We start from the raw sequence: 18,854 nt of genomic DNA, 5'->3' as shown, positions 1-18,854 counted from the left end.
TTCTCTCTGCCAGGGGCGCGATCCATGACTTTCGCCACCGCGACCGCCGGACATCCCCGTCGGTTCCGCAATCTCGCGCAGTACATCTTCGTGGCGCCGACGGTGATCGTCCTGGCGCTGGTCGTGGCCGCGCCCCTGATCTACTCGATCTATCTGAGCTTTCAGGAATACATCATCACCTACGGGATGGGCGATTTCGCCGGCTTCGGCAACTACGTCGCCGTCCTCTCCGACGATTTCGCCAGCGTCTCCTGGGTGACGCTGAAGCTCACCGCGGCGTGCGTCGTCATCGAGCTCATCGTCGCCTTCGGCCTCGCTCTGCTGCTCAACCAGGCGTATCTGCCGGGGCGTTCCTTCTATCTCATCGTGCTGATGATCCCGGTGCTGATGACGCCGGTCGCCGTCGCGCTGATGTTCCGGCTGATGTTCAACCCCAGCCTGGGTATCGTGAACTGGCTGATCGGTCTGGTCGGCATCCCGCCGCAGGGCTGGTTCGGCGACCCCAACCTCGCCCTCGCCACCGTCGTCTTCGTCGACGTCTGGCACGAGACGTCGCTGATGCTGCTCATGCTCTATGCCGGCCTCAAGGCCATGCCGAGCGAGCCGGTCGAGGCGGCGCGCATCGACGGCGCCAGCCGTCTGCAGATCCTGCTCTACGTCACCTGGCCGCTGATGAAGCCGGTGATCATGGTGACGCTGCTGATCCGCATGATCGCGGCGCTCAAGAGCTACGACCTGATCTACATGCTGACCCAGGGCGGGCCGGGCAAGGCGACCGAGACCATTTCCTTCTATGCCTACCGGCTTGGCTTCCGCTTTCTCGACATCGGCCAAGCCGCCGCCGTCTCGTTTATCCTGCTGATCGTCGTCACCATCCTGACGCTGGTCCTCCTGCGGACCATGCGGGAGGCCTGAACATGAGCGACGCACCCAACAGTTCCAACCGCTGGCGCCGCTTCGGCGAGTGGGACGCCCGTCCGCTGCGCCAGGACCTGTTCGCCGCCGAGAACCCGGAAGCCGGCTTCTCGGTGTTCCACAGCCCCTATGATCCCGCCCCCGCGCTCGCCATCGAGGGCGGCCGGGTGACGGCGATGGACGGCAAGGCGGCGGGCGACTTCGACATCATCGACGCCTTCATCGCCGCGCACCACATCGACCCCGCCATGGCCGAGATCGCCATGGCGATGGACCCGGGCGAGATCGCCCGCAAGCTGGTCGACATCAACGTGCCCCGGCAGGAACTCGAGGCGCTGGCCCGCGGACTGACGCCGGCCCGCCTCGCCGAGGTCGTGGGCCGACTGTCGGCGCTGGAGATCGCCTTCGCCTATTCGAAGATGCGCCAGCGCCAGACCCCCGGCAACCAGGCCCACGTCACCAACGCCAAGGACGACCCGCTGCAGCTCGCCGCCGATTCGGCGACCGCCGTGGCGCTCGGCTTCGACGAGATCGAAACCACCATGCGCGTCGCCTCCAATGGCTGGGCGAACGCGCTGGCCTGCACGGTGGGCGCGGCTGTCGGCCGGGGCGGCGTGCTGTTCCAGTGCTCCATCGAGGAGGCGGAGGAACTGCAGATCGGCCTGGCGGGCCTCGCCTCCTATGCCGAAACGGTGTCGGTCTACGGCACCGAGCGTGCCTTCATCGACGGCGACGACACGCCCTGGTCGAAGGCGCTGCTCACCGCCGCCTATGCCTCGCGCGGCATCAAAGCGCGCTGCACCTCGGGTGCGGCCTCCGAGCTGCTGATGGGCTTCCACGAGCAGCGCTCGCTGCTCTATCTGGAAGCCCGCTGCCTGTGCCTGCAGCGGGCCATGGGCGTGCAGGGCACGCAGAATGGCGGCATCGACGGCGCCCCGCTCACCGCCTCCATGGCCGGCGGCGTGCGCGAGCTGATGGCGGAGAACCTCGTCGCCGTCTGGCTCGGTCTCGAATGCGCCTCGGGCAACGACACGCGCACCAGCGAGTCCGAGATTCGCGTCGGCGCCAAGATCACGCCCTATCTGCTGGCCGGTTCCGACCTCGTCTGCTCGGGCTTCGGCTCGATCAAGAAATACGACAACTCCTTCAATCCCTCGCTCTTCAACGGCGAGGAGATCGAGGACTATCTCGTCCTCCAGCGCGATTTCCAGACCGATGGCGGCCTCACCCCGGTCGACGAGGATCAGGTTTTGGGCCTGCGCGTGCGCGCGGTCGAGGCCTTCGCTGCGGTGATGGACGAACTCGGCCTCGGCAAGGTGCCGCGCGAGCGCATGATGTCGGTGGTCTTCGCCTCCGGCTCGCAGGAGACGCAGAGCTACACCGCCGGCGAGGTGACGCCGATCAGCACCGCCATCAAGGCGCGCGGCATCACCGCGATCGACGTGGTGCGCGCGCTCGGCCGGCGCGGCTTCACGGAGGAAGCGGAGAACCTGCTCCTCATGCTGCGCCAGCGCATCTCCGGCGACTATCTCCAGACCTCCGCCATGGTGCGCGACGGCCGCGTCGTCAGCGCCGTCAATGACCCCAACGACTATCGCGGACCCGGAACGGGATACCGCATGTCGGAGCCGCGCTGGCAGGCGGTGCAGGGCATACGCAACGTGCTCACCCGCGAGCGCGTGCTGGCGGCGGAGGATGTGCGCGGCGCCGGGGAGGCCGACTGGCTGGTGCCGCGCGGCGTTGCCGTGAAGGGCGCGGCAGCCCATGAGGTGGTGATCGGCGTCAGCCCGGGCTTCGCCCGCCAGCTTCACCGCACCACTGCCGGCCACCGGCTGGAAGACGTCGTCGCCGCCCTCGTCGAGGGCATCGCGGCGGGTGGCGGCACGGCGCGCCTCGTGCGCATGCTGCACACCGCCGACACGTCCTTCCTCGGCCTCGCCGCCGCGCGGCTGTCGGGCTCGGGCTACGGCATCGGCATCCAGGCCAAGGGCACGACGGTGCTGCACCAGGCCGACCGCATGCCGCATCTCAACATCGAGCTGTTCTCCAACGCGCCGCTCGCCGGCCTCGACCATTACCGCGCGCTCGGCCGCAACGCCGCCCGGCACACTTACGGCGAGGCGCCCGAGCCGGTCGTCGTCCCGACCCAGGGCGAGGCGCTGGGCGCCCGCTTCCACGTGCGCGTCGCGTTGCTCTACGCCATCGAGACCGCGCTGACCGATCCGGCCGCCGATCCCGTTGAGCTCGACTACCGCCCCGCGAAAGGCTCGCCCCATGAGTGAGAAGGTCACGAGCGATCTCGATCTCTACCCCGTCGCCGAGAAGGCACCCGAGCGGGTGAAGACCCCTACCGGCAAGCCGCTCTCGGCGCTGACGCTGGAGGCGGTGCTTTCCGGCGAGATCGGGGCGGAGGACGTGGCGATCACGCCCGAGGCGCTGCTGCTGCAGGCGCGGATCGCCCGCGCCGCCGGACGCGTGACGCTGGCGGAGAATTTCGAGCGCGCCGCCGACCTCGTGCGCGTGCCGCAGGAGGTCATCCTCGACACTTACGAGCTGTTGCGGCCGGGCCGCGCGCGCGACGCGCAGCAGCTTCTCGAACGGGCGGCGCAGCTGCGCCGCGACTACGGCGCGGAACGCGTCGCCGCCCTGATCGAGGAGGCCGCGGACGTCTATACGCGCCGCGGCCTGTTCGTGAAGCGCTATTGAGCAGGGAGCACTGGCCTTGGCAGGCGTAACGATACGACAGGTCGCCAAGCACTTCGGACCCGTCCGGGTGCTCGACGGGCTGGACCTCGACATCAATGACGGCGAGTTCGTCGTGCTTGTCGGTCCCTCGGGCTGCGGCAAGACCACGCTGTTGCGCATGATCGCGGGACTTGAGGCGGTGTCCGGCGGACAGATCCTGATCGGCGAGCGCGACGTGACCTGGGTCGCGCCGAAGGACCGCGACATCGCCATGGTGTTCCAGTCCTACGCGCTTTACCCGCACATGTCGGCGGCCGAGAACATGTCCTTCGGCCTCAAGCTCAGCAAGACGCCGAAGCCCGAGATCGAGAGCCGTGTCGCCGAGGCGGCGCGCATGCTGAAGATCGAGCATCTTCTGGGGCGCAAGCCGCGCGAGCTGTCCGGTGGCCAGCGCCAGCGCGTCGCCATGGGCCGCGCCATCGTGCGCCATCCCGCGCTCTATCTGTTCGACGAGCCGCTCTCGAACCTCGACGCACAGCTGCGCACCAGCATGCGCACCGAGATCAAGCGCATGCACCTGGCCGAGAAGAAGACCGTGGTCTACGTCACCCACGATCAGATCGAGGCGCTGACGCTGGCCGACCGGATCGTCGCCATGAACAAGGGCGAGATCCAGCAGATCGGCACGCCGGACGAGCTCTACAACCGGCCGGCCTCGGTCTTCGTCGCCTCCTTCATCGGCTCGCCGGCGATGAGCCTCCTGCGCGGCGCGCTCGCGCACGGAGGCGTTGCACTGGAGGGTGCCGCCGCTCCCCTGTCGCTGCCGGCCGGCTGGGAGGCGCTGAAGGCGGCGCCCTCCGTGCCGGTCCTGCTCGGCCTGCGGCCGGAGGCGCTGGCCTACGCGCCCGAGGGCGCCGGCTATGCGCTCGACGTGCAGGTGAACGTCATCGAGCCCTGCGGCGCCGAAGTCTATGTGATCGGCGAGGTCGGCGGACAGGAAGTCACTGCCCGCTGCGTCCCCGGCCGCGTGCCGCCGCTGGGCGCGCCGGCGCGCTTCGAGGTCGCGCTCGACCAGATCCACCTCTTCGACCCGGCGAGCGAGCGGAGCCTGCGGCCATGACGGGTGCCGGATTGCTGACGGATCGCATCGCCCTCGTTACCGCCGCCGGCTCCGGCATCGGCCGGGCGGTGGCCATCGCGATGGCGCGCGAGGGCGCGCATGTCGTCGTCACCGACCGCGACGGAGCGGCCGCCGCCGAAAGCGCGCGGATCGCCGGCGGCAAGGCCGTGCCGGCGACGCTCGACGTGGCGGACGAGGCCGCCATCGCCGCGCTGATCGCCGGGACGCGGGAGAAATATGGCCGCATCGACATCCTGCACAACCATGCCGGCCTTCAGGTCGCGGGGTCGCTGGAGGAGATCGACGGCGGCCAGCTTGACCGTTCCTGGGCGATCAACGTCCACGCCCAGTTTGCCGCCTGCCGGGCGGTGATGCCGATCATGAAGGCGCAGGGCAAGGGTGTGATCCTGAACACCGCCTCCAATGCCGGCGTGTTCCTCGACAAGGGCATGCTCGCCTACATCACCACCAAGTCGGCGGTGATCACCATGACCAAGCAGATCGCGCTCGACTATGCCCGCTTCGGCATCCGGGTGAACGCCATCTGCCCCGGCTGGGTCGACACCGCTTTCAACAATCCCTACACCGCCCAGCTCGGCGGGCGCGGGGCGCTGGAGAAGGTGGTCTCGGGCATGGTGCCCATGGGCCGGTTCGGCCAGCCGGAGGAGGTCGCCGAGGCGGCGGTCTTCCTCGTTTCCGACCGCTCCTCCTACATCACCGGCCACGCGCTGGTGATCGACGGCGGCGAATGCCTGGCAGGCGGCGCCAATTCCGCCCCCTGACCGAACGGTGCATGTTGCGAGTGTCTTCCATGTCCCATGTCCTGACGAACGCCGTCCCGACGAACGCTGTCCCGACGGCGGGCTCGCTGGCGACGCCTTCCCCCTCGCTCACCGCCGCCGAGGTGGAGCGCATCGCCCGCGACCAGTACGGGCTCACCGGCGAGGCGCGCCTGCTCACCTCCGAGCGCGACCAGAACTTCCGTTTCGCCACGCCGGCGGGCGAGGCCTTCGTGGTCAAGGTGAGCAATCCGGCCGAGGACCGGCTGGTGACCGACTTCCAGACCAGGGCGATGCTGCACATCGAGGCGCGCGACGCGGCGCTTCCCGTGCCGTGCATCCGCCGCACGCTCTCCGGCGCGCCGGCCTTCGTGCTGGAGACGGACGGGCTCTCCATGGTGGTGCGGCTGCTGACCTGGCTCGACGGCGTGCCGCTGCATCAGGTGGAGCGCACAGGCGCGCAGCGGCGGGCGCTCGGCGTCCAGCTCGCCCGGCTCGGCCTCGCCCTCGCCGATTTCCGCCACCCGGCGGCCGACCATTTTCTGCAATGGGACATCAAGAACGCCGCCGGCCTGCGTCCGCTGCTGGCGCATATCGAGGATCCGGGACGGCGCGCGCTGGCGACCTTCTTTCTCGATCGCTTCGACGCCGAGGTGGCGCCGGTCCTGCCGGGGCTGCGCCGCCAGATCGTCCATAATGATCTGAACCCCTACAACGTGCTGGTGGCGGAAGACGACCACGACCGCGTCACCGGCATCTTCGACTTCGGCGACCTCGTCGAGACTGCGCTGGTGAACGACGTAGCTGTGGCGGCGAGCTACCAGATCGCTCCGGACGGCGACCCGCTCGACGGTGTGGTCGAGTTCGCCTCCGCCTACAGCGCGGTGCGCCCGCTGGAGAAGAGCGAGGCCGAACTGCTGTTCGACCTCACCGCCGCGCGCCTGCTCACCACGGTGGCGATCACCAGCTGGCGCGCCGTGCGCTACCCGGAAAACCGTCATTACATCCTGCGCAACAGCCCCTCCGCGTGGAGCGGGCTGGAGCGCTTCGCCACGCTCGACCCCGGCCACGCCCGGGATCGCCTCGTTGCCGCCTGCCTGGGGAACTGACCCGATGTCCATGGTCAACGCCTTCGATCCCGATGCCGATACCGGCCTGTCGCCGCAGGAGCGGGAGCTGGTCCGACGCCGGGAGAAGCTGCTCGGGCCGGCCTACCGGCTGTTCTACGAGAAGCCGGTCCACCTCGTGCGCGGCGAGGGCGTGTGGCTCTACGATCCCGCCGGCAATGCCTATCTCGACGTCTACAACAACGTCGCCTCGGTCGGGCACTGCAACCCGAAGGTGGTGGAGGCGCTCACCCGGCAGGCGTCGACGCTCAACACCCATACGCGCTATCTGCACGAGGCGATCCTGACCTACGCCGAGCGCCTGCTGGCCAAGGTGCCGGACGCGCTCGGGCACATCATGTTCACCTGCACCGGCTCGGAGGCGAACGACCTCGCGCTGCGCATCACCCGCGCCTATACCGGCCGGCAGGGCATCATCGTCACCCGGCTGGCCTATCACGGCCTGACCTGCGCCGTGTCCGAGCTGTCGCCCTCGCTCGGCGACTATGTGCCGCGCGGCGAGCATGTCCGGCTCGTGGCGCCGCCCGACGGCTACCGCGGCGCCGGCGACGTCGGCCGAACCTTCGCCGACGGCGTGCGCGCGGCGATCGCCGACATGCGCGCCAACGGCATCGAGCCAGCGGCGCTGCTGGTCGATACCATCTTCTCCTCGGACGGTGTCTTCGCCGATCCGCCCGGCTTCCTCGCCGAGGCGGTGGACGTCATCCGGGCGGCGGGCGGCCTGTTCATCGCCGACGAGGTGCAGCCGGGCTTCGGCCGGGTCGGCCCGGACTTCTGGGGCTTCGCCCGCCACGGGCTGGTGCCGGACATGGTCACGGTCGGCAAGCCGATGGGCAATGGCTTTCCCGTCGCCGGGGTGTTCATGAAGCCGCATCTGGTCGAGGATTTCGGCAGAAAGGCGCGCTATTTCAACACGTTCGGTGGAAATCCGGTGGCCTGCGCGACCGGGCTCGCGGTGCTCGACGTGATCGAGGGGGAGGGACTGCCGGAGCGCGCGCGGGTGGTGGGCGACCATCTGCGCGCCGGCCTGCGCGATCTCGCCGGGCGCTACGAGGCGATTGGCGACGTGCGCGGCGCCGGCCAGTTCACCGGCCTCGAACTGGTGGAGGACCGCGCGAGCACGGTGCCGGCGGCGGCGCTGACCACCCGCATCGTCAACGGCCTGCGCGAGCGCCGCGTGCTGATCAGCGCCACCGGGCCGGGTGCCAACATCCTCAAGATCCGCCCGCCCCTGGTGTTCACCCGCGAGCACGCCGACATCTTCCTCGACCGTCTGGCGGAGGTGCTGAAAGACGTGGCCTGAGGGCTGGCGGGTCTTCACCGGCGCGATCGCACGCGCGACCGCGCCAGCGCTTCTCGTTCGCAGGCTCAGGCGAGCCAGAACACCGCGCCGGGCGTGACCTCGACCCGCACAGTCTCGCCGACCTCGTAATGCGTCTGTCCGGGCTGGAACGCCTCGTCCACGGTCACTTCCTGCTCGCCGGAGGCGATGCCGTAGCGGATGATGCTGCCGAGGAATTCGCGGCGCATGACCGCGCCGGCCAGCGTCGGCAGCACACCGCCGTCGGTTCCGACGATCCGCGCCACCTGCGGGCGGAAGACGAGGCGCGCGTCGCGGGCCACCTCGACTCCGGCCGGCACCGGCACGCGCCAGCCGCCGGTGGTCTCGAAGACCCGGCCCGCGCCGGAACCCGAGACCGCGCCCTCCAGCACGTTGGCGGTGCCGAGGAAATTGGCGACGAAGAGGTTCGCCGGCTTCTCATACAGCTCCATCGGCGTGCCGACCTGCTGCACGATGCCGTCATTCATCACCGCGATGCGGTCGCAGACCGTGTTGGCCTCCTCCTGGTCGTGGGTGACGAAGATGGTGGTGAGGCCGAGCCGCTGCTGCAGGTCGCGCAGCTCGCGGCGCACCTGCACGCGCATCTTGGCGTCGAGATTGGACAGCGGCTCGTCGAGCAGCAGCACCTTGGGCTCGACCACCACGGTGCGGGCGAGGGCCACGCGCTGCTGCTGGCCGCCGGAAAGCTGCGAGGGCCGGCGGTCGCCGAGATGGCCGAGCCCGACGATGGTGAGCGCCGCCGCCACCCGCCGCTTGACCTCGGCGCGCGCCACGCCGCGCTCCTCCAGCCCGAAGGCGACGTTCTGCGCGACCGTCATGTGCGGCCAGAGCGCGTAGCTCTGGAACACGAGGCCGACATCGCGCTTCCACGGCGGCAGGGAGCCGATGTCGCGTCCGCCGACGCTCACCTGTCCGGTGTCGGCATTGTTGAAACCGGCGATCAGCCGCAGCAGCGTGGTCTTGCCGCAACCCGACGGGCCGAGGAAGGCGAAGAACTCGCCCGGCTCGATCGCCAGGTTGATGTCCTTGAGCACATGGTTGCTGCCATAGGACAGGTTCACCCCCTCGATGCGCACGTCGAGCGCCTCGGTCCTGAGCGTCGTTTCGAGATCGGCGGCAAGGCCGTCGGCAAGGGCGGTGGCGGTCATCGGACGGCTCCCCGGTTCTTCTGGTTACGGTCGAGGATGTACTGCGATAGCAGCGTGCAGGCGGCGACGAGCAGCACGGCGATCACGCCGAGCGCCGCGCCGGGCCCGCGGCCCGCGGCGGACTGCATGAAGACGTAGAGCCCGTAGGCGAGCGGCGCGTCGGCGTTCGACTGCACCAGCATCAGGGTGGCGGAAAGCTCGACCGCCGCCGTGGCGAAGCTGGTGACGAAGCCGGCGAGGATGCCGCCGGTCATCAGCGGCACCACGATGCGCCGCACCGTGCGCGCCTTGGTGGCGCCGAGATTCTCCGCCGCCTCCTCCAGCGATTCCGAGATCTGCTGGAGCGCGGCGTAGCAGGCGCGCAGCGCATAGGGCAGGCGGCGGATCGCCAGCGCCAGCACGATGACGATCCACAGCGTGGCGAGCGGCGTGCCGTCGGGCATGCGCACGTCGAAGAAGGTGCGCAGATAGCCGATGCCGAGCATCACGCCGGGCACGGCGAGCGCAGCCATCGCCACCCAGTCGAGCCATTGCCGGCCGACCAGCTTGGTGCGCAGCACGAGATAGGCGATGGCGGTGCCGAGTACGACGTCGATGCCGCCGGCCAGCGAGGCGTAGATCAGCGTGTTCTTGATGTAGACCGATCTCTCGCCGAACACGCGCGCGTAATGCGCCGTGGTGAAGCTGTCCGGCAGCGGGCTGTAGGACCAGATGGTGGCGAAGGACAGCAGCAGCAGGCCGATATGCGGCGCCAGCACCAGCAGCAGGATCAGCCCGACGACGCCGTAGGCGACCGCGCTTTCCCAGGGCCGCATCCGGCGCCGGGCAAGCCCGCCGCCGCCGCGCTGCGTGGTGGCGTAGTCGCGGCCCTTCAGCGCCAGCGCCGACACCCACATGGCCAGCACCGAGACGACGATCAGCACCACCGCGATGACGTAGCCCATCGGATCGGTGATGCCGATCGAGGTGACGCGCAGATAGGCCTGCGGCGCCAGCATGTCCTTCACATTGAGCAGCAGCGGCGTGGCGAGGTCGTCGAACACCTTCACGAAGACCAGCGAGGCGCCGGCGACATAGCCGGGCATGGCGAGCGGCAGCACGATGCGGCGGAACAGCCGCATGCCCGACGAGCCGAGATTCTGCGCCGCCTCCTCCATCGCGCGGTCGATGTTGCGCAGCGCCGCCGACAGGTTGATCAGGATGAAGGGGAAATAGTGGATGGCCTGCACGAAGATGACGCCGTTCAGCCCCTCCATGAAGGGGATGCGCAGGCCGAACCAGTCCATCAGCAGCAGGTTGATCGTGCCGTTGCGGCCGAACAGCAGCTGCATCGACACCGCGCCGACGAAGGGCGGCATGATCAGCGGCAGGAAGCCGAGCGTCTGTACGATCACCGCGCCGCGGAAATCGAAGCGCGTGGTGATGTAGGCCAGCGGCAGGGCGAAGACCGAGGCGAGCACGACCGTCGCCGCCGACACGTAGAACGAGTTCCATGTCGAGCGCAGGAACAGGTCGGTGCGGAAGAAGTCGGCGAAGTTCACCAGCGTGAAGCTGCCGCTGCCCTTCTCGGTGAAGGCGACATAGATCACCGAGCCGACCGGGATGAGAAGGAAGGCGAGCAGGAAGCCGGCGATGCCGAGCGCCAGCGCGATCTGGCCCGGCGTGCCGGGCAGGCGCCAGGGCTTGGCGGGCTTCGAGGGGACCCCGGAGAGGGCGAGCGACATGGAACGCGCTCCAGTGGATGCGGGAAAAGGAAGGCGATGAAAGGAGGGCGCGGCCTCGCGGCGGCCGCGCCCTCGCCGGCACCGGCGGACGTCAGTTGGCGAGCTTGGCCGCCTCGTCCACCTTGGCCTTGGCCTTGGCGTAGTGCTCCTTGGCGAAGCTCGCCCACTTCTGCTCGAGCTCGGCCTGGCGCGCGCCCTTCTCCTTGGAGCCGGAGAACGAGCCGCGGATCGCCTCGCCCGACGCGTCGGCCTCTGAGACCGGCATGGCGGCGATCAGGTCGCGGGCCTCCTTGACCAGCGCGCGGGCCTGCGGGTTGTCCTTGGCGGCCAGCTTGGCCTCGACCGCATGGATCGACTTGGTGACGGACTTCAGGTCGTCGAGCTGGAAGGAGATGAGCTGGTCGAACAGCGTGTCGACCACCGCTGTGCGCTTGCCGGACTTGTCGACGTCGAACAGCGTCATCGAGGCGAAGCGCGGATCGGTGAACGGGTTGGGGTAGCCCTCCGGCGCCTTGGCATAGACGGCCGGGTTGACCGGCAGGCGGCGGATCGCCGGCTCAAGCAGCACTTCCTGGCCGGCGGGCGACAGCAGGAAGTCGACGAAGGCCTGCGCGTTCTTGGCGTTCGGCGCATTGGCGACGATGGCCACATTGGCCGGCACCACGGTGGTGACGGTGGGATAGACGAACTTCACCGGGAAGCCCGAGCCCTGCGCCGAGAAGGCGAAGAAGTCGATCACGATGCCGTAGCCGACCTGGCCGGAATTCACCGCCTCCGGCACGCCGAAGGAACGCTCGGTGATGGTCTGGAAGTTGCCGGCCATGTCCTTGATGGTGCGCCAGCCCTTGTCCCAGCCCTCGCCCTGCAGGATCGTCTCGATGGTCAGGTGCGTGGTGCCCGAGCGGGCCGGCGAGGCGATGGCGACGTGGTCGTAATAGGGCGCGGTGGCGAGATCGCCCCATTCCTTCGGCTCCGGCAGCTCGTTGGCCTGCTGGTAGCGGGTGTTCCACATGATGCCGTAGCCGGAGGCGGCGAAGCCGAAATAGTAGCCGTCCGGATCGTTGATCGGGTAGGCGCCGATCTTGGCCGGGATGCCCTCGGCGGTCGGCGTGTATTTCTGCAGCAGGCCCTTCGACTTCAGCACCTCGAAGGCGTCCGGCGCCGAGGCCCAGAACAGGTCGGCCTGCGGGTTGGACTTGGTCTCGTCGAGATATTTCACGCCCGCATTGGTGTTGCGGTTCTGGACGTCGAGGGTGATGCCGGGATTGGCCTTCTCGAAGGCGCTCTTGATCGGGTCGGTCACGTCCTTGGAGAAGGAGGTGACGACCGTGACCTTGCCGTCGGCGAAGGCGATGGTCGAGAAAACGGAGGCGAGCGCAAGGGTGGCCGCGAGGGCGGCGGAGCGGATCATGGGTGTTCCTCCACATAGGGTTCTTGGCGGCCCGAGGGCTGCTGCTACCCTCATGGCAATGGCCGTGCCAGGGTGAAGAAACGTCAGATTTCCTAGATTTTAAAATGACTTGACTGGACGTCGTGTCGTCACCGCGTCGCCATTCCGGGTCGTTTGGGTAACGTTGGAGACGGCCGCATGGGTCAATCCGGTAACATCAGTCCTCGACCGCCGCCCGCTCCAGCCCGTGCTTGCGCATCTTGAGGTAGAGCGTCTTGCGCGAGACGCCGAGCGCGTCGGCGCTCTGGCCGACCCGGCCGCCATGCCTTGCCAGCGCGGCGAGGATGGCCTGCCGCTCGGCGGCATCCACCGCCGCCTCCAGCGGGGCGAGGTCGGCGGGGCCCTCGGCGCCCGACGCCTGCAACTGGTCGAGGCCGAGCACGAAGCGTTCCGCCTCGTTGCGCAGCTCGCGCACATTGCCCGGCCAGGGCCGCTCCATCAGCGCCGCCAGCATGGCCGGCGCGGGCGGCTCCGGCTCGACCCCGTGCCGCTCGGCGAGGCGGGTGACGAAATGGCGGAACAGAGCCGGCACGTCCTCGCGCCGGTCGCGCAGCGGCGGCAGGCGCACCGTCACCGTGTTGAGCCGGTAGACGAGATCCTCGCGGAACCGCCCCTCGCGGGCGAGCGCGACCAGATCGACCTTGGTGGCGGCGACGACGCGGATGTCGACCGGAATCTCGACATTCGAGCCGAGCCGCTCGATGGAGCGTTCCTGAAGCGCGCGCAGCAGCCGCGTCTGCGCGCCGAGCGGCATGGATTCGATCTCGTCGAGGAACAGCGTGCCGCGGCTGGCATGCTCGATCTTGCCGATGCGGCGCTCGCGCGCGCCGGTGAAGGCGCCCGCCTCGTGGCCGAAGAGTTCGCTCTCGATCATGTTCTCCGGCAGCGCGGCGCAGTTTACGGCGACGAAGCGCGCCGCCCGCCGTCGGCCGACATCGTGCAGCGCGCGGGCGGCGAGCTCCTTGCCGGCGCCGGTCTCGCCGAACAACAGCACGTCGGTCGGCGCGTCGGCGAGCACGGCGAGCGTGCGGCGCACCCGCTGCATCGCCTCCGAGCGGCCGATGAGGCGCGCCGCCCACACATCCTCGGCGGCCGCCGCCGGCGCGCGCAGGGCACGGTTCTCCAGCACCAGCCGGCGGTGCTGCAGGGCCCGGCGCACGGTCTCCACCAGCAATACCGGATCGGCCGGCTTCTCGACGAAATCCCACGCTCCCGCGCGCATGGCCTTGAGCGCCATCGGCACGTCGCCATGGCCGGTGACGAGGACGACGGGAAGCTCGCGGTCGACGCGGCCCACCGCCTCCAGGAAAGCGAAGCCGTCCATGCCGGGCATGCGCACATCGGTGACCAGCACGCCGGCGAACTCCGCGCCGACGCGGCGCAGTGCCTCGGCGGACGACGCGAAGGCGCTGGTCTCCAACCCGTCGAGCTGGAGCGTCTGGGCATAGGCGAGGCGCACGCTCTCGTCGTCGTCGACGAGCAGCACGTCCGGGAGGGGGGCTGGATTCGGCGCGCTCATGCCGCCTCCTTCAGTTCGATGGCGAAGGTGCTGCCGCCGGGCGAGCTGTCCACCAGCACCAGCCGTCCGCCGAAGTCGCGCACGATGTTGAAGGAGAGCGACAGGCCGAGGCCGAGGCCCGCGCCGGGCGGCTTGCTGGTGACGAACGGATCGAACATGTGGGCGCGCATCGCGTCGCCCACGCCGATCCCGGTGTCGCGCACCTCGACCCGCACATGCGCGCCCTCGCGCCGGGCGCCGAGGACGATGCGCCGCCGCTCGGCGTCGTCGAGCGCGTCCATGGCGTTGGAGATGAGATTGACCAGCACTTGTTCCAGACGAACCTCCTCCGCGAGCACTTTCAGGCCGGGAGGGACCTCCTGCACGATCTCGATCCGCCCTTCGGCGATGCGGCGGGTGAACAGCGAAAGCGCGCCCTCCACCGCCGCGTCGAGGTCGACCGGGCCGATGGCCGGCGCCGGCCGCCGGGCGAAGCGCTTGAGATGGGTGATGCTCTGCGCCATGCGCGCCGTCAACGCCTCGATGCGCGCGAAGCTCTCCGCCGCCTCGTCATGGCGCGCGCGGGAGAGCAGCACGGCGCCGTTGTGGCTGTGCGAGCGTATGGCGGCGAGCGGCTGGTTCAGCTCATGGCCGATGCCGGCGGCCATCTGGCCGAGCGCGGCGAGCTTGGCGGTCTGGACGAGTTCGTCGCGGGTCTGCCGGAACACCGACAGCGCGTGCGACAGCTCGTCGAGTTCGTCGCGGCCGAAGCGGTCGGCAGGCGTCGCCGGCGGCAAGTCGACCGGGCCGCCCCCGGCGATGGCGCCGGCGGCGAGGGTGAGCCGTTCGAGGCGGGCGATCAGGCTGCGGCGGACATAGAACCAGCCGACCAGCACGGCGACGACGAGCGAGACCAGCGCGATGGCGAGCAGCAGGCCGCGGCCGATCTCGATCGCCTCGGCGGCGCGGGCGGCGGCGTCGCGCGCCTCGCCCTCGATGCGCCGCGCCACCTCGTTGATGGTGGTGCCGACCTCGCCCACCAGGGCGCGGTTTTCCGCCAGCAGGCGCTGGCCGTCCTCTGCGGCGGTGATCTCGGCGGCGCGCAAGCCCGGCAGGCCGGCCTCGACATTGGCCAGCGCGACCAGGCGGTCGACGATCTGGCGCACGGTGATGCTGTCGGGCCAGATTTCCAGCCGCTTGCCCTCCACCGCCAGCTCGTCCGCCGCCTCGCCGAGAAAGTGCCCGGTCTGGCTCAGGTCGTCGGCGGTGCGCACGGTGGCGATGCGGCCGAGCAGGCCGACGGTGAGCTGGGCCTGCGCGTTGAGGGCGAGGATCGCCTCGGTTTTGGCGTTCTCGTCGCGCAGCACCTTCTGCGCGTCGGCGGCGGCATCGGGCTTGCCGACCTGCTCCAGCGCGGCGTGGATGTTGAAGCGGGCATCGTCCACCAGCGGCTCGACCTCGTCGACGAGGTCGGCCTGCAGCCAGCGCAGTTCGTCGACGATGGTGCGGGTGCGCGCCTCGATGTCGAAACGGCGCCCGGCGGCGCGCTCCACCGCGTCGAGATTGGCGGCGAGCGCCTCCGCCTGCCGGCGCAGAGCGCCGAACCCGGTCGCCGCGCCGGCCGCGGGGGCGGTGTCGAGCAGGTTGTGCAGTTCGTCGAGCCGGGCGCGGGCGCGCGCCATCGCTCCCTCATGCGCCTCGCGCCGCTCGGCGGTGGCGAGCTCGGCCGCGGCGGCGGTGAGGCGGCCGCCGGCTTCCGACAGGCGCGCGGCGAACACCAGTGCCGGCACATGGCCGCGCGCGGTGGAATCGAGCTCGGCGCTGAGCTGGGCGTAGGAGAGCCAGCCGACGATGCAGGCGCCCACCGCCAGCGCGCCGACGCCGACAAAGGCGAACAGCAGCCGGCCGCCAATGCCGAAGCGCAGCGGCGGCTTGCGGCGCTCGGACAGATCGCCGCCCAGCTCGCCCGCCAGATCGCGGCCCGGGTTGCCGCCCGTAAAGGGCGCGTTCATCGGGCCGGGCTCATTGCGAGGCGCTCCCCGGCGTGGCGCCGGACAGCCGGCCGAGATCCACCAGGCGCGTCCGCGCCGCCTCGGCGGCGGTCCGGGCGGCGGCGAGGTTGTCGCTCGCCCAGTCGCGCAGCCGGGCGGCGAGCCGGGCCTGCTCTTCCGGCGCCTGCAGCCCGCGCGGCACGCGCACCAGCTTCACCTCCCCGACGATGCCGGCGGCCTCCTCCTGCGTGAACGGCACGGCGCCGAGCAGGGTGCGGGCGCGTGTCGCGGCCCGCGCGGCGACATCGTCCGGCGCGGCGGCAAGGCTTGCCTCGACCTCGTGAACCGCGCGCCAGACGGCGGAGGCCTCGGCGAGGCGGAAGGTGACGAGCTCATCGAAGATGAGATTCACCAGCTCGTAGCGCGCCGCCGAGCGTCCGGCGTCGAAGCGCCAGCCGGCGGCGTCGCTGGGCTGGAAGGGGTTCGGGCCCTGCGTGTCGCCCTCGGCGTGGAATTCGGGGCGCACCGGCTGCCGGCCCACCGCCGGATCGAGCAGCAGGCGCTGGCCCGGCACCGACAGGAGGAAGTCGATGAAGGCTTCTGCCGCCTCCGGATTCTTCGCGCGGCGCAGCAGCGCGATGCTCGCCGGGGCGAAGACCTGCTCCTCGGGCGGGCTGAAGCGCACCGGCACGGCGTCGAGCCCGGCGGGCTGAGCGAGGAAGTCGATGGTGATGCCGATGCCGAAGCGCCCGCGCGCCACCCCGGCCGAGACGCCGAAGCTGCGGGCGGTGACGGTGGCGAGGTTGCCGCCGATCTGCCGCCAGGTCTGCCAGCCCCGCGCCCAGCCCTGCGACTGCAGCAGCGCCTCGACCACGAGGTGGGTGGTGCCCGAGCGCGAGGGCGAGGAGATGCCGATATGGCCGCGATAGATCGGCGCGGTGAGGTCGTGCCAATGGTGCGGCATCGGCAGGCCGTGCGCCGCGAGATAGCTCTCGTTCAGCACCAGCCCATAGGCCGAGAGGGCGAAGCCGAGATAGAAGCCGTCCGGGTCGTTCACCGGATAGCCGCCGACCAGCGCCGGCGCCCCGGTGTCGCGCGGCGTCAGCGGCGAGAGCTGGTTCTCCTGCTTCAGAAGCTCGAAGGCGTCCGGCGCCGACGCCCAGAACAGGTCGGCGTCGAGGCGGTCGCCGGCGGCGAGCTGCGCGACCGCCGCCGTGGTCTTGCGCTGCACGAATTCCAGATCGATGTCCGGCCGCGCCGCGCGGAAGGCCTGCCGATAGACCTCGATCATCGAGGGCGGAAACGAGGTGACGATGCGCAGCGGGCGCGCCTGCGCACCGGCCGTCAGCGCGACGGCGCAGAAAGCCATGGCGCACAGAAGCCGCGCGCAGCGAATGCGTAAGACGTTTCCCACCCTTGCTTCCGGTTTTCCGGCTTGAGCACCGGCGCAGAATGGTGGCAACCGCGCCGAGACTCAAGCCGCCCGCCGGCGGGCTGGGCGCCCGCGCCTCCAGGCAGCCGGAGGCGCGGCGCTTACGGCATGGTCAGGCGGCGGACGGCGTCGCGCCAGCCGGCGAGCTTGGCCTCGCGGGTCTCGGCCGGCATGGACGGATCGAAGCGGTGGTCGAGCCGCCAGGAATCGGCGAAGCGCCCCGGCGCCGGCATGATGCCGGCGTGGTGGCCGGCGAGATAGGCGGCGCCCAGCGCCGTGGTCTCGCGGATCACCGGCCGGTCGACCGGGGCGGCGAGCAGGTCGGCGAGGCGCTGCATGGCGAAGTTCGAGGCCGCCATGCCGCCGTCCACGCGCAGCACGGGGGTGCTATGCGTCGCGCCGGAGCGCGCCCAGTCGGCGTTCATCGCCTCGATCAGGTCGGCGGTCTGGTAGCAGACGCTCTCCAGCGCCGCGAGGGCGAACTCGGCCGGGCCGGAATTGCGGGTGAGGCCGAACATCGCGCCGCGCACGTCGGGGTTCCAGTGCGGCGCGCCGAGCCCGACGAAGGCCGGCACCAGATAGACCTGCTGGGCCGGATCGGCCGCTTCCGCGAGGGCCTCGCTCTCGGCCGAGGTTTTCAGGATGCCAAGCCCGTCGCGCAGCCACTGCACCGCCGCGCCCGCGACGAAGATCGAGCCTTCCAGCGCGTAGGTGCGCCGGCCGGCGAGCTGGTAGGCGATGGTGGTGAGCAGGCGGTTCTGCGAAACGACGGCGGTGGGGCCGGTGTTCAAGAGGGCGAAGCAGCCGGTGCCGTAGGTCGACTTGATCATCCCCGGCTGGAAGCAGGCCTGGCCGACGGTGGCGGCCTGCTGGTCGCCGGCGATGCCGCCAATGGCGATGGCGCCGCCGAACAGCTCTGCGCGCGTCGTGCCGAAAGCGGCGGCGCAGTCCTTCACCTCGGGCAGCATGGAGCGTGGCACGCGCAGCAGTGCCAGCAGGTCGTCATCCCAGGCGCCGGTGTGGATGTTGAACAGCAGCGTGCGCGCGGCGTTGGTGGCGTCGGTAGCATGCACGGTGCCGCCGGTGAGCTGCCACAGCAGCCAGCTGTCGACCGTGCCGAAGGCGAGCTCGCCGCGCTCGGCGCGGGCGCGGGCGCCGGGCACATGGTCAAGGATCCAGCCGATCTTGGTGCCGGAGAAATAGGGGTCGAGGATGAGCCCGGTCCGCTCGCTGACCAGCGCCTCGTGCCCCTCGGCGCGCAGCCGGGCGCACAGCTCCGCGGTCCGCCGGTCCTGCCAGACGATGGCGCGGTGGATGGCGGCGCCGGTCTTGCGGTCCCACACCACGGTGGTCTCGCGCTGGTTGGTGATGCCGATGGCGGCGATGTCGGCGGCGCGCGCGCCGGCCTGCTCCATCACCGCGCGGCAGGTGGCGAGCGTGGTGCGCCAGAGATCCTCCGCCTCGTGCTCGACCCAGCCGGAGGCGGGGAAGTGCTGCGGGAATTCCTGTTGCGCCTGCGCCGCGATGGAGGTGTCGGGGCGGAACAGGATCGCCCGCGAGGAGGTGGTGCCCTGGTCGATCGCGAGAAGATAGGTGGTCACGTTGCACTCCGCGAAAAGGCGTCATCCCGGAACGGCTTTTAC

The 18,854-nt window shown here is 70.4% G+C and carries 14 protein-coding genes; 7 read left to right on the top strand and 7 right to left on the bottom strand.

Features of this window, described 5'->3' with window-relative positions; translation table 11 throughout:
* The first annotated feature begins 24 nt into the window (after positions 1 to 24).
* Genes AC1PZ7_RS01680 through AC1PZ7_RS01650 form a run of 7 tightly spaced genes read left to right on the top strand, consistent with a single transcriptional unit; the run spans position 25 to position 7,929 of the window.
* A complete protein-coding gene (locus tag AC1PZ7_RS01680; protein ID WP_482357788.1) occupies positions 25 to 915 on the top strand; it encodes a carbohydrate ABC transporter permease in 891 nt (296 codons plus the stop codon).
* A gap of 2 nt (positions 916 to 917) precedes the next feature.
* The gene (locus tag AC1PZ7_RS01675; protein ID WP_482357787.1) at positions 918 to 3,197 is read left to right on the top strand and encodes a propanediol/glycerol family dehydratase large subunit; all 2,280 of its coding nucleotides are present in this window, start codon (positions 918 to 920) and stop codon (positions 3,195 to 3,197) included.
* Positions 3,190 to 3,621: a diol dehydratase small subunit gene (locus tag AC1PZ7_RS01670; RefSeq protein WP_482357786.1), complete on the top strand. Its 432-nt coding sequence runs from the start codon at positions 3,190 to 3,192 to the stop codon at positions 3,619 to 3,621. Before AC1PZ7_RS01675 ends, AC1PZ7_RS01670 begins: the two co-directional genes overlap by 8 nt.
* A 16-nt stretch (positions 3,622 to 3,637) precedes the next feature.
* Positions 3,638 to 4,720: an ABC transporter ATP-binding protein gene (locus tag AC1PZ7_RS01665; RefSeq protein ID WP_482357785.1), complete on the top strand. Its 1,083-nt coding sequence runs from the start codon at positions 3,638 to 3,640 to the stop codon at positions 4,718 to 4,720.
* Complete coding sequence (locus AC1PZ7_RS01660) at positions 4,717 to 5,502, top strand: SDR family NAD(P)-dependent oxidoreductase (RefSeq protein WP_482357784.1); 786 nt, start codon at positions 4,717 to 4,719, stop codon at positions 5,500 to 5,502. The genes AC1PZ7_RS01665 and AC1PZ7_RS01660 overlap by 4 nt, the downstream gene beginning before the upstream one ends.
* Positions 5,503 to 5,531: 29 nt before the next feature.
* Complete coding sequence (locus tag AC1PZ7_RS01655; RefSeq protein WP_482357783.1) at positions 5,532 to 6,608, top strand: phosphotransferase; 1,077 nt, start codon at positions 5,532 to 5,534, stop codon at positions 6,606 to 6,608.
* Positions 6,609 to 6,612: 4 nt separating this feature from the next.
* Positions 6,613 to 7,929, top strand: a complete 1,317-nt coding sequence (locus tag AC1PZ7_RS01650) for an aspartate aminotransferase family protein (RefSeq protein ID WP_482357782.1) — start codon at positions 6,613 to 6,615, stop codon at positions 7,927 to 7,929.
* Positions 7,930 to 7,994: 65 nt separating this feature from the next.
* On the opposite strand, the gene AC1PZ7_RS01645 is transcribed toward AC1PZ7_RS01650, so the two are convergent.
* From AC1PZ7_RS01645 to glpK, 7 genes are all read right to left on the bottom strand, one after another.
* Positions 7,995 to 9,116 carry an ABC transporter ATP-binding protein gene (locus tag AC1PZ7_RS01645; RefSeq protein ID WP_482357781.1) on the bottom strand — a complete coding sequence of 374 codons (1,122 nt, stop codon included), beginning with the start codon at positions 9,114 to 9,116 and terminating at the stop codon, positions 7,995 to 7,997.
* Positions 9,113 to 10,840, bottom strand: a complete 1,728-nt coding sequence (locus AC1PZ7_RS01640) for an ABC transporter permease (protein ID WP_482357780.1) — start codon at positions 10,838 to 10,840, stop codon at positions 9,113 to 9,115. The genes AC1PZ7_RS01645 and AC1PZ7_RS01640 overlap by 4 nt, the downstream gene beginning before the upstream one ends.
* A 91-nt stretch (positions 10,841 to 10,931) precedes the next feature.
* A complete protein-coding gene (locus AC1PZ7_RS01635; protein WP_482357779.1) occupies positions 10,932 to 12,251 on the bottom strand; it encodes an ABC transporter substrate-binding protein in 1,320 nt (439 codons plus the stop codon).
* 196 nt (positions 12,252 to 12,447) lie between these two features.
* On the bottom strand, positions 12,448 to 13,809 hold the full coding sequence (locus AC1PZ7_RS01630) for a sigma-54-dependent transcriptional regulator (protein ID WP_482357778.1): 1,362 nt from the start codon (positions 13,807 to 13,809) through the stop codon (positions 12,448 to 12,450).
* Positions 13,806 to 15,800, bottom strand: coding sequence for an ATP-binding protein (locus AC1PZ7_RS01625; RefSeq protein WP_482357777.1), 1,995 nt, complete (start codon positions 15,798 to 15,800; stop codon positions 13,806 to 13,808). The genes AC1PZ7_RS01630 and AC1PZ7_RS01625 overlap by 4 nt, the downstream gene beginning before the upstream one ends.
* Before the next feature lie 10 nt (positions 15,801 to 15,810).
* Complete coding sequence (locus tag AC1PZ7_RS01620) at positions 15,811 to 17,148, bottom strand: ABC transporter substrate-binding protein (protein WP_482357776.1); 1,338 nt, start codon at positions 17,146 to 17,148, stop codon at positions 15,811 to 15,813.
* A 164-nt stretch (positions 17,149 to 17,312) separates the two neighbouring features.
* Positions 17,313 to 18,812, bottom strand: coding sequence for a glycerol kinase GlpK (glpK, locus tag AC1PZ7_RS01615; protein ID WP_482357775.1), 1,500 nt, complete (start codon positions 18,810 to 18,812; stop codon positions 17,313 to 17,315).
* Positions 18,813 to 18,854: the final 42 nt, after the last annotated feature.

Source organism: Ancylobacter sp. TW_SC_1 (genome assembly GCF_056836805.1).
Note: the sequence above shows the minus strand (reverse complement) of the source record. Positions and strands in the feature narration are given on the sequence as shown.

Excerpts from the sequence above, each read along its gene's own strand:
- AC1PZ7_RS01635 (WP_482357779.1), bottom strand. The coding sequence starts at position 12,251 with ATGATCCGCTCCGCCGCCCTCGCGGCCACCCTTGCGCTCGCCTCCGTT.
- AC1PZ7_RS01620 (WP_482357776.1), bottom strand. The coding sequence starts at position 17,148 with ATGGCTTTCTGCGCCGTCGCGCTGACGGCCGGTGCGCAGGCGCGCCCG.
- AC1PZ7_RS01650 (WP_482357782.1), top strand. The coding sequence starts at position 6,613 with ATGTCCATGGTCAACGCCTTCGATCCCGATGCCGATACCGGCCTGTCG.
- AC1PZ7_RS01655 (WP_482357783.1), top strand. The coding sequence starts at position 5,532 with ATGTCCCATGTCCTGACGAACGCCGTCCCGACGAACGCTGTCCCGACG.
- AC1PZ7_RS01680 (WP_482357788.1), top strand. The coding sequence starts at position 25 with ATGACTTTCGCCACCGCGACCGCCGGACATCCCCGTCGGTTCCGCAAT.
- AC1PZ7_RS01630 (WP_482357778.1), bottom strand. The coding sequence starts at position 13,809 with ATGAGCGCGCCGAATCCAGCCCCCCTCCCGGACGTGCTGCTCGTCGAC.
- AC1PZ7_RS01670 (WP_482357786.1), top strand. The coding sequence starts at position 3,190 with ATGAGTGAGAAGGTCACGAGCGATCTCGATCTCTACCCCGTCGCCGAG.
- AC1PZ7_RS01645 (WP_482357781.1), bottom strand. The coding sequence starts at position 9,116 with ATGACCGCCACCGCCCTTGCCGACGGCCTTGCCGCCGATCTCGAAACG.
- AC1PZ7_RS01640 (WP_482357780.1), bottom strand. The coding sequence starts at position 10,840 with ATGTCGCTCGCCCTCTCCGGGGTCCCCTCGAAGCCCGCCAAGCCCTGG.
- AC1PZ7_RS01660 (WP_482357784.1), top strand. The coding sequence starts at position 4,717 with ATGACGGGTGCCGGATTGCTGACGGATCGCATCGCCCTCGTTACCGCC.
- AC1PZ7_RS01675 (WP_482357787.1), top strand. The coding sequence starts at position 918 with ATGAGCGACGCACCCAACAGTTCCAACCGCTGGCGCCGCTTCGGCGAG.
- AC1PZ7_RS01625 (WP_482357777.1), bottom strand. The coding sequence starts at position 15,800 with ATGAACGCGCCCTTTACGGGCGGCAACCCGGGCCGCGATCTGGCGGGC.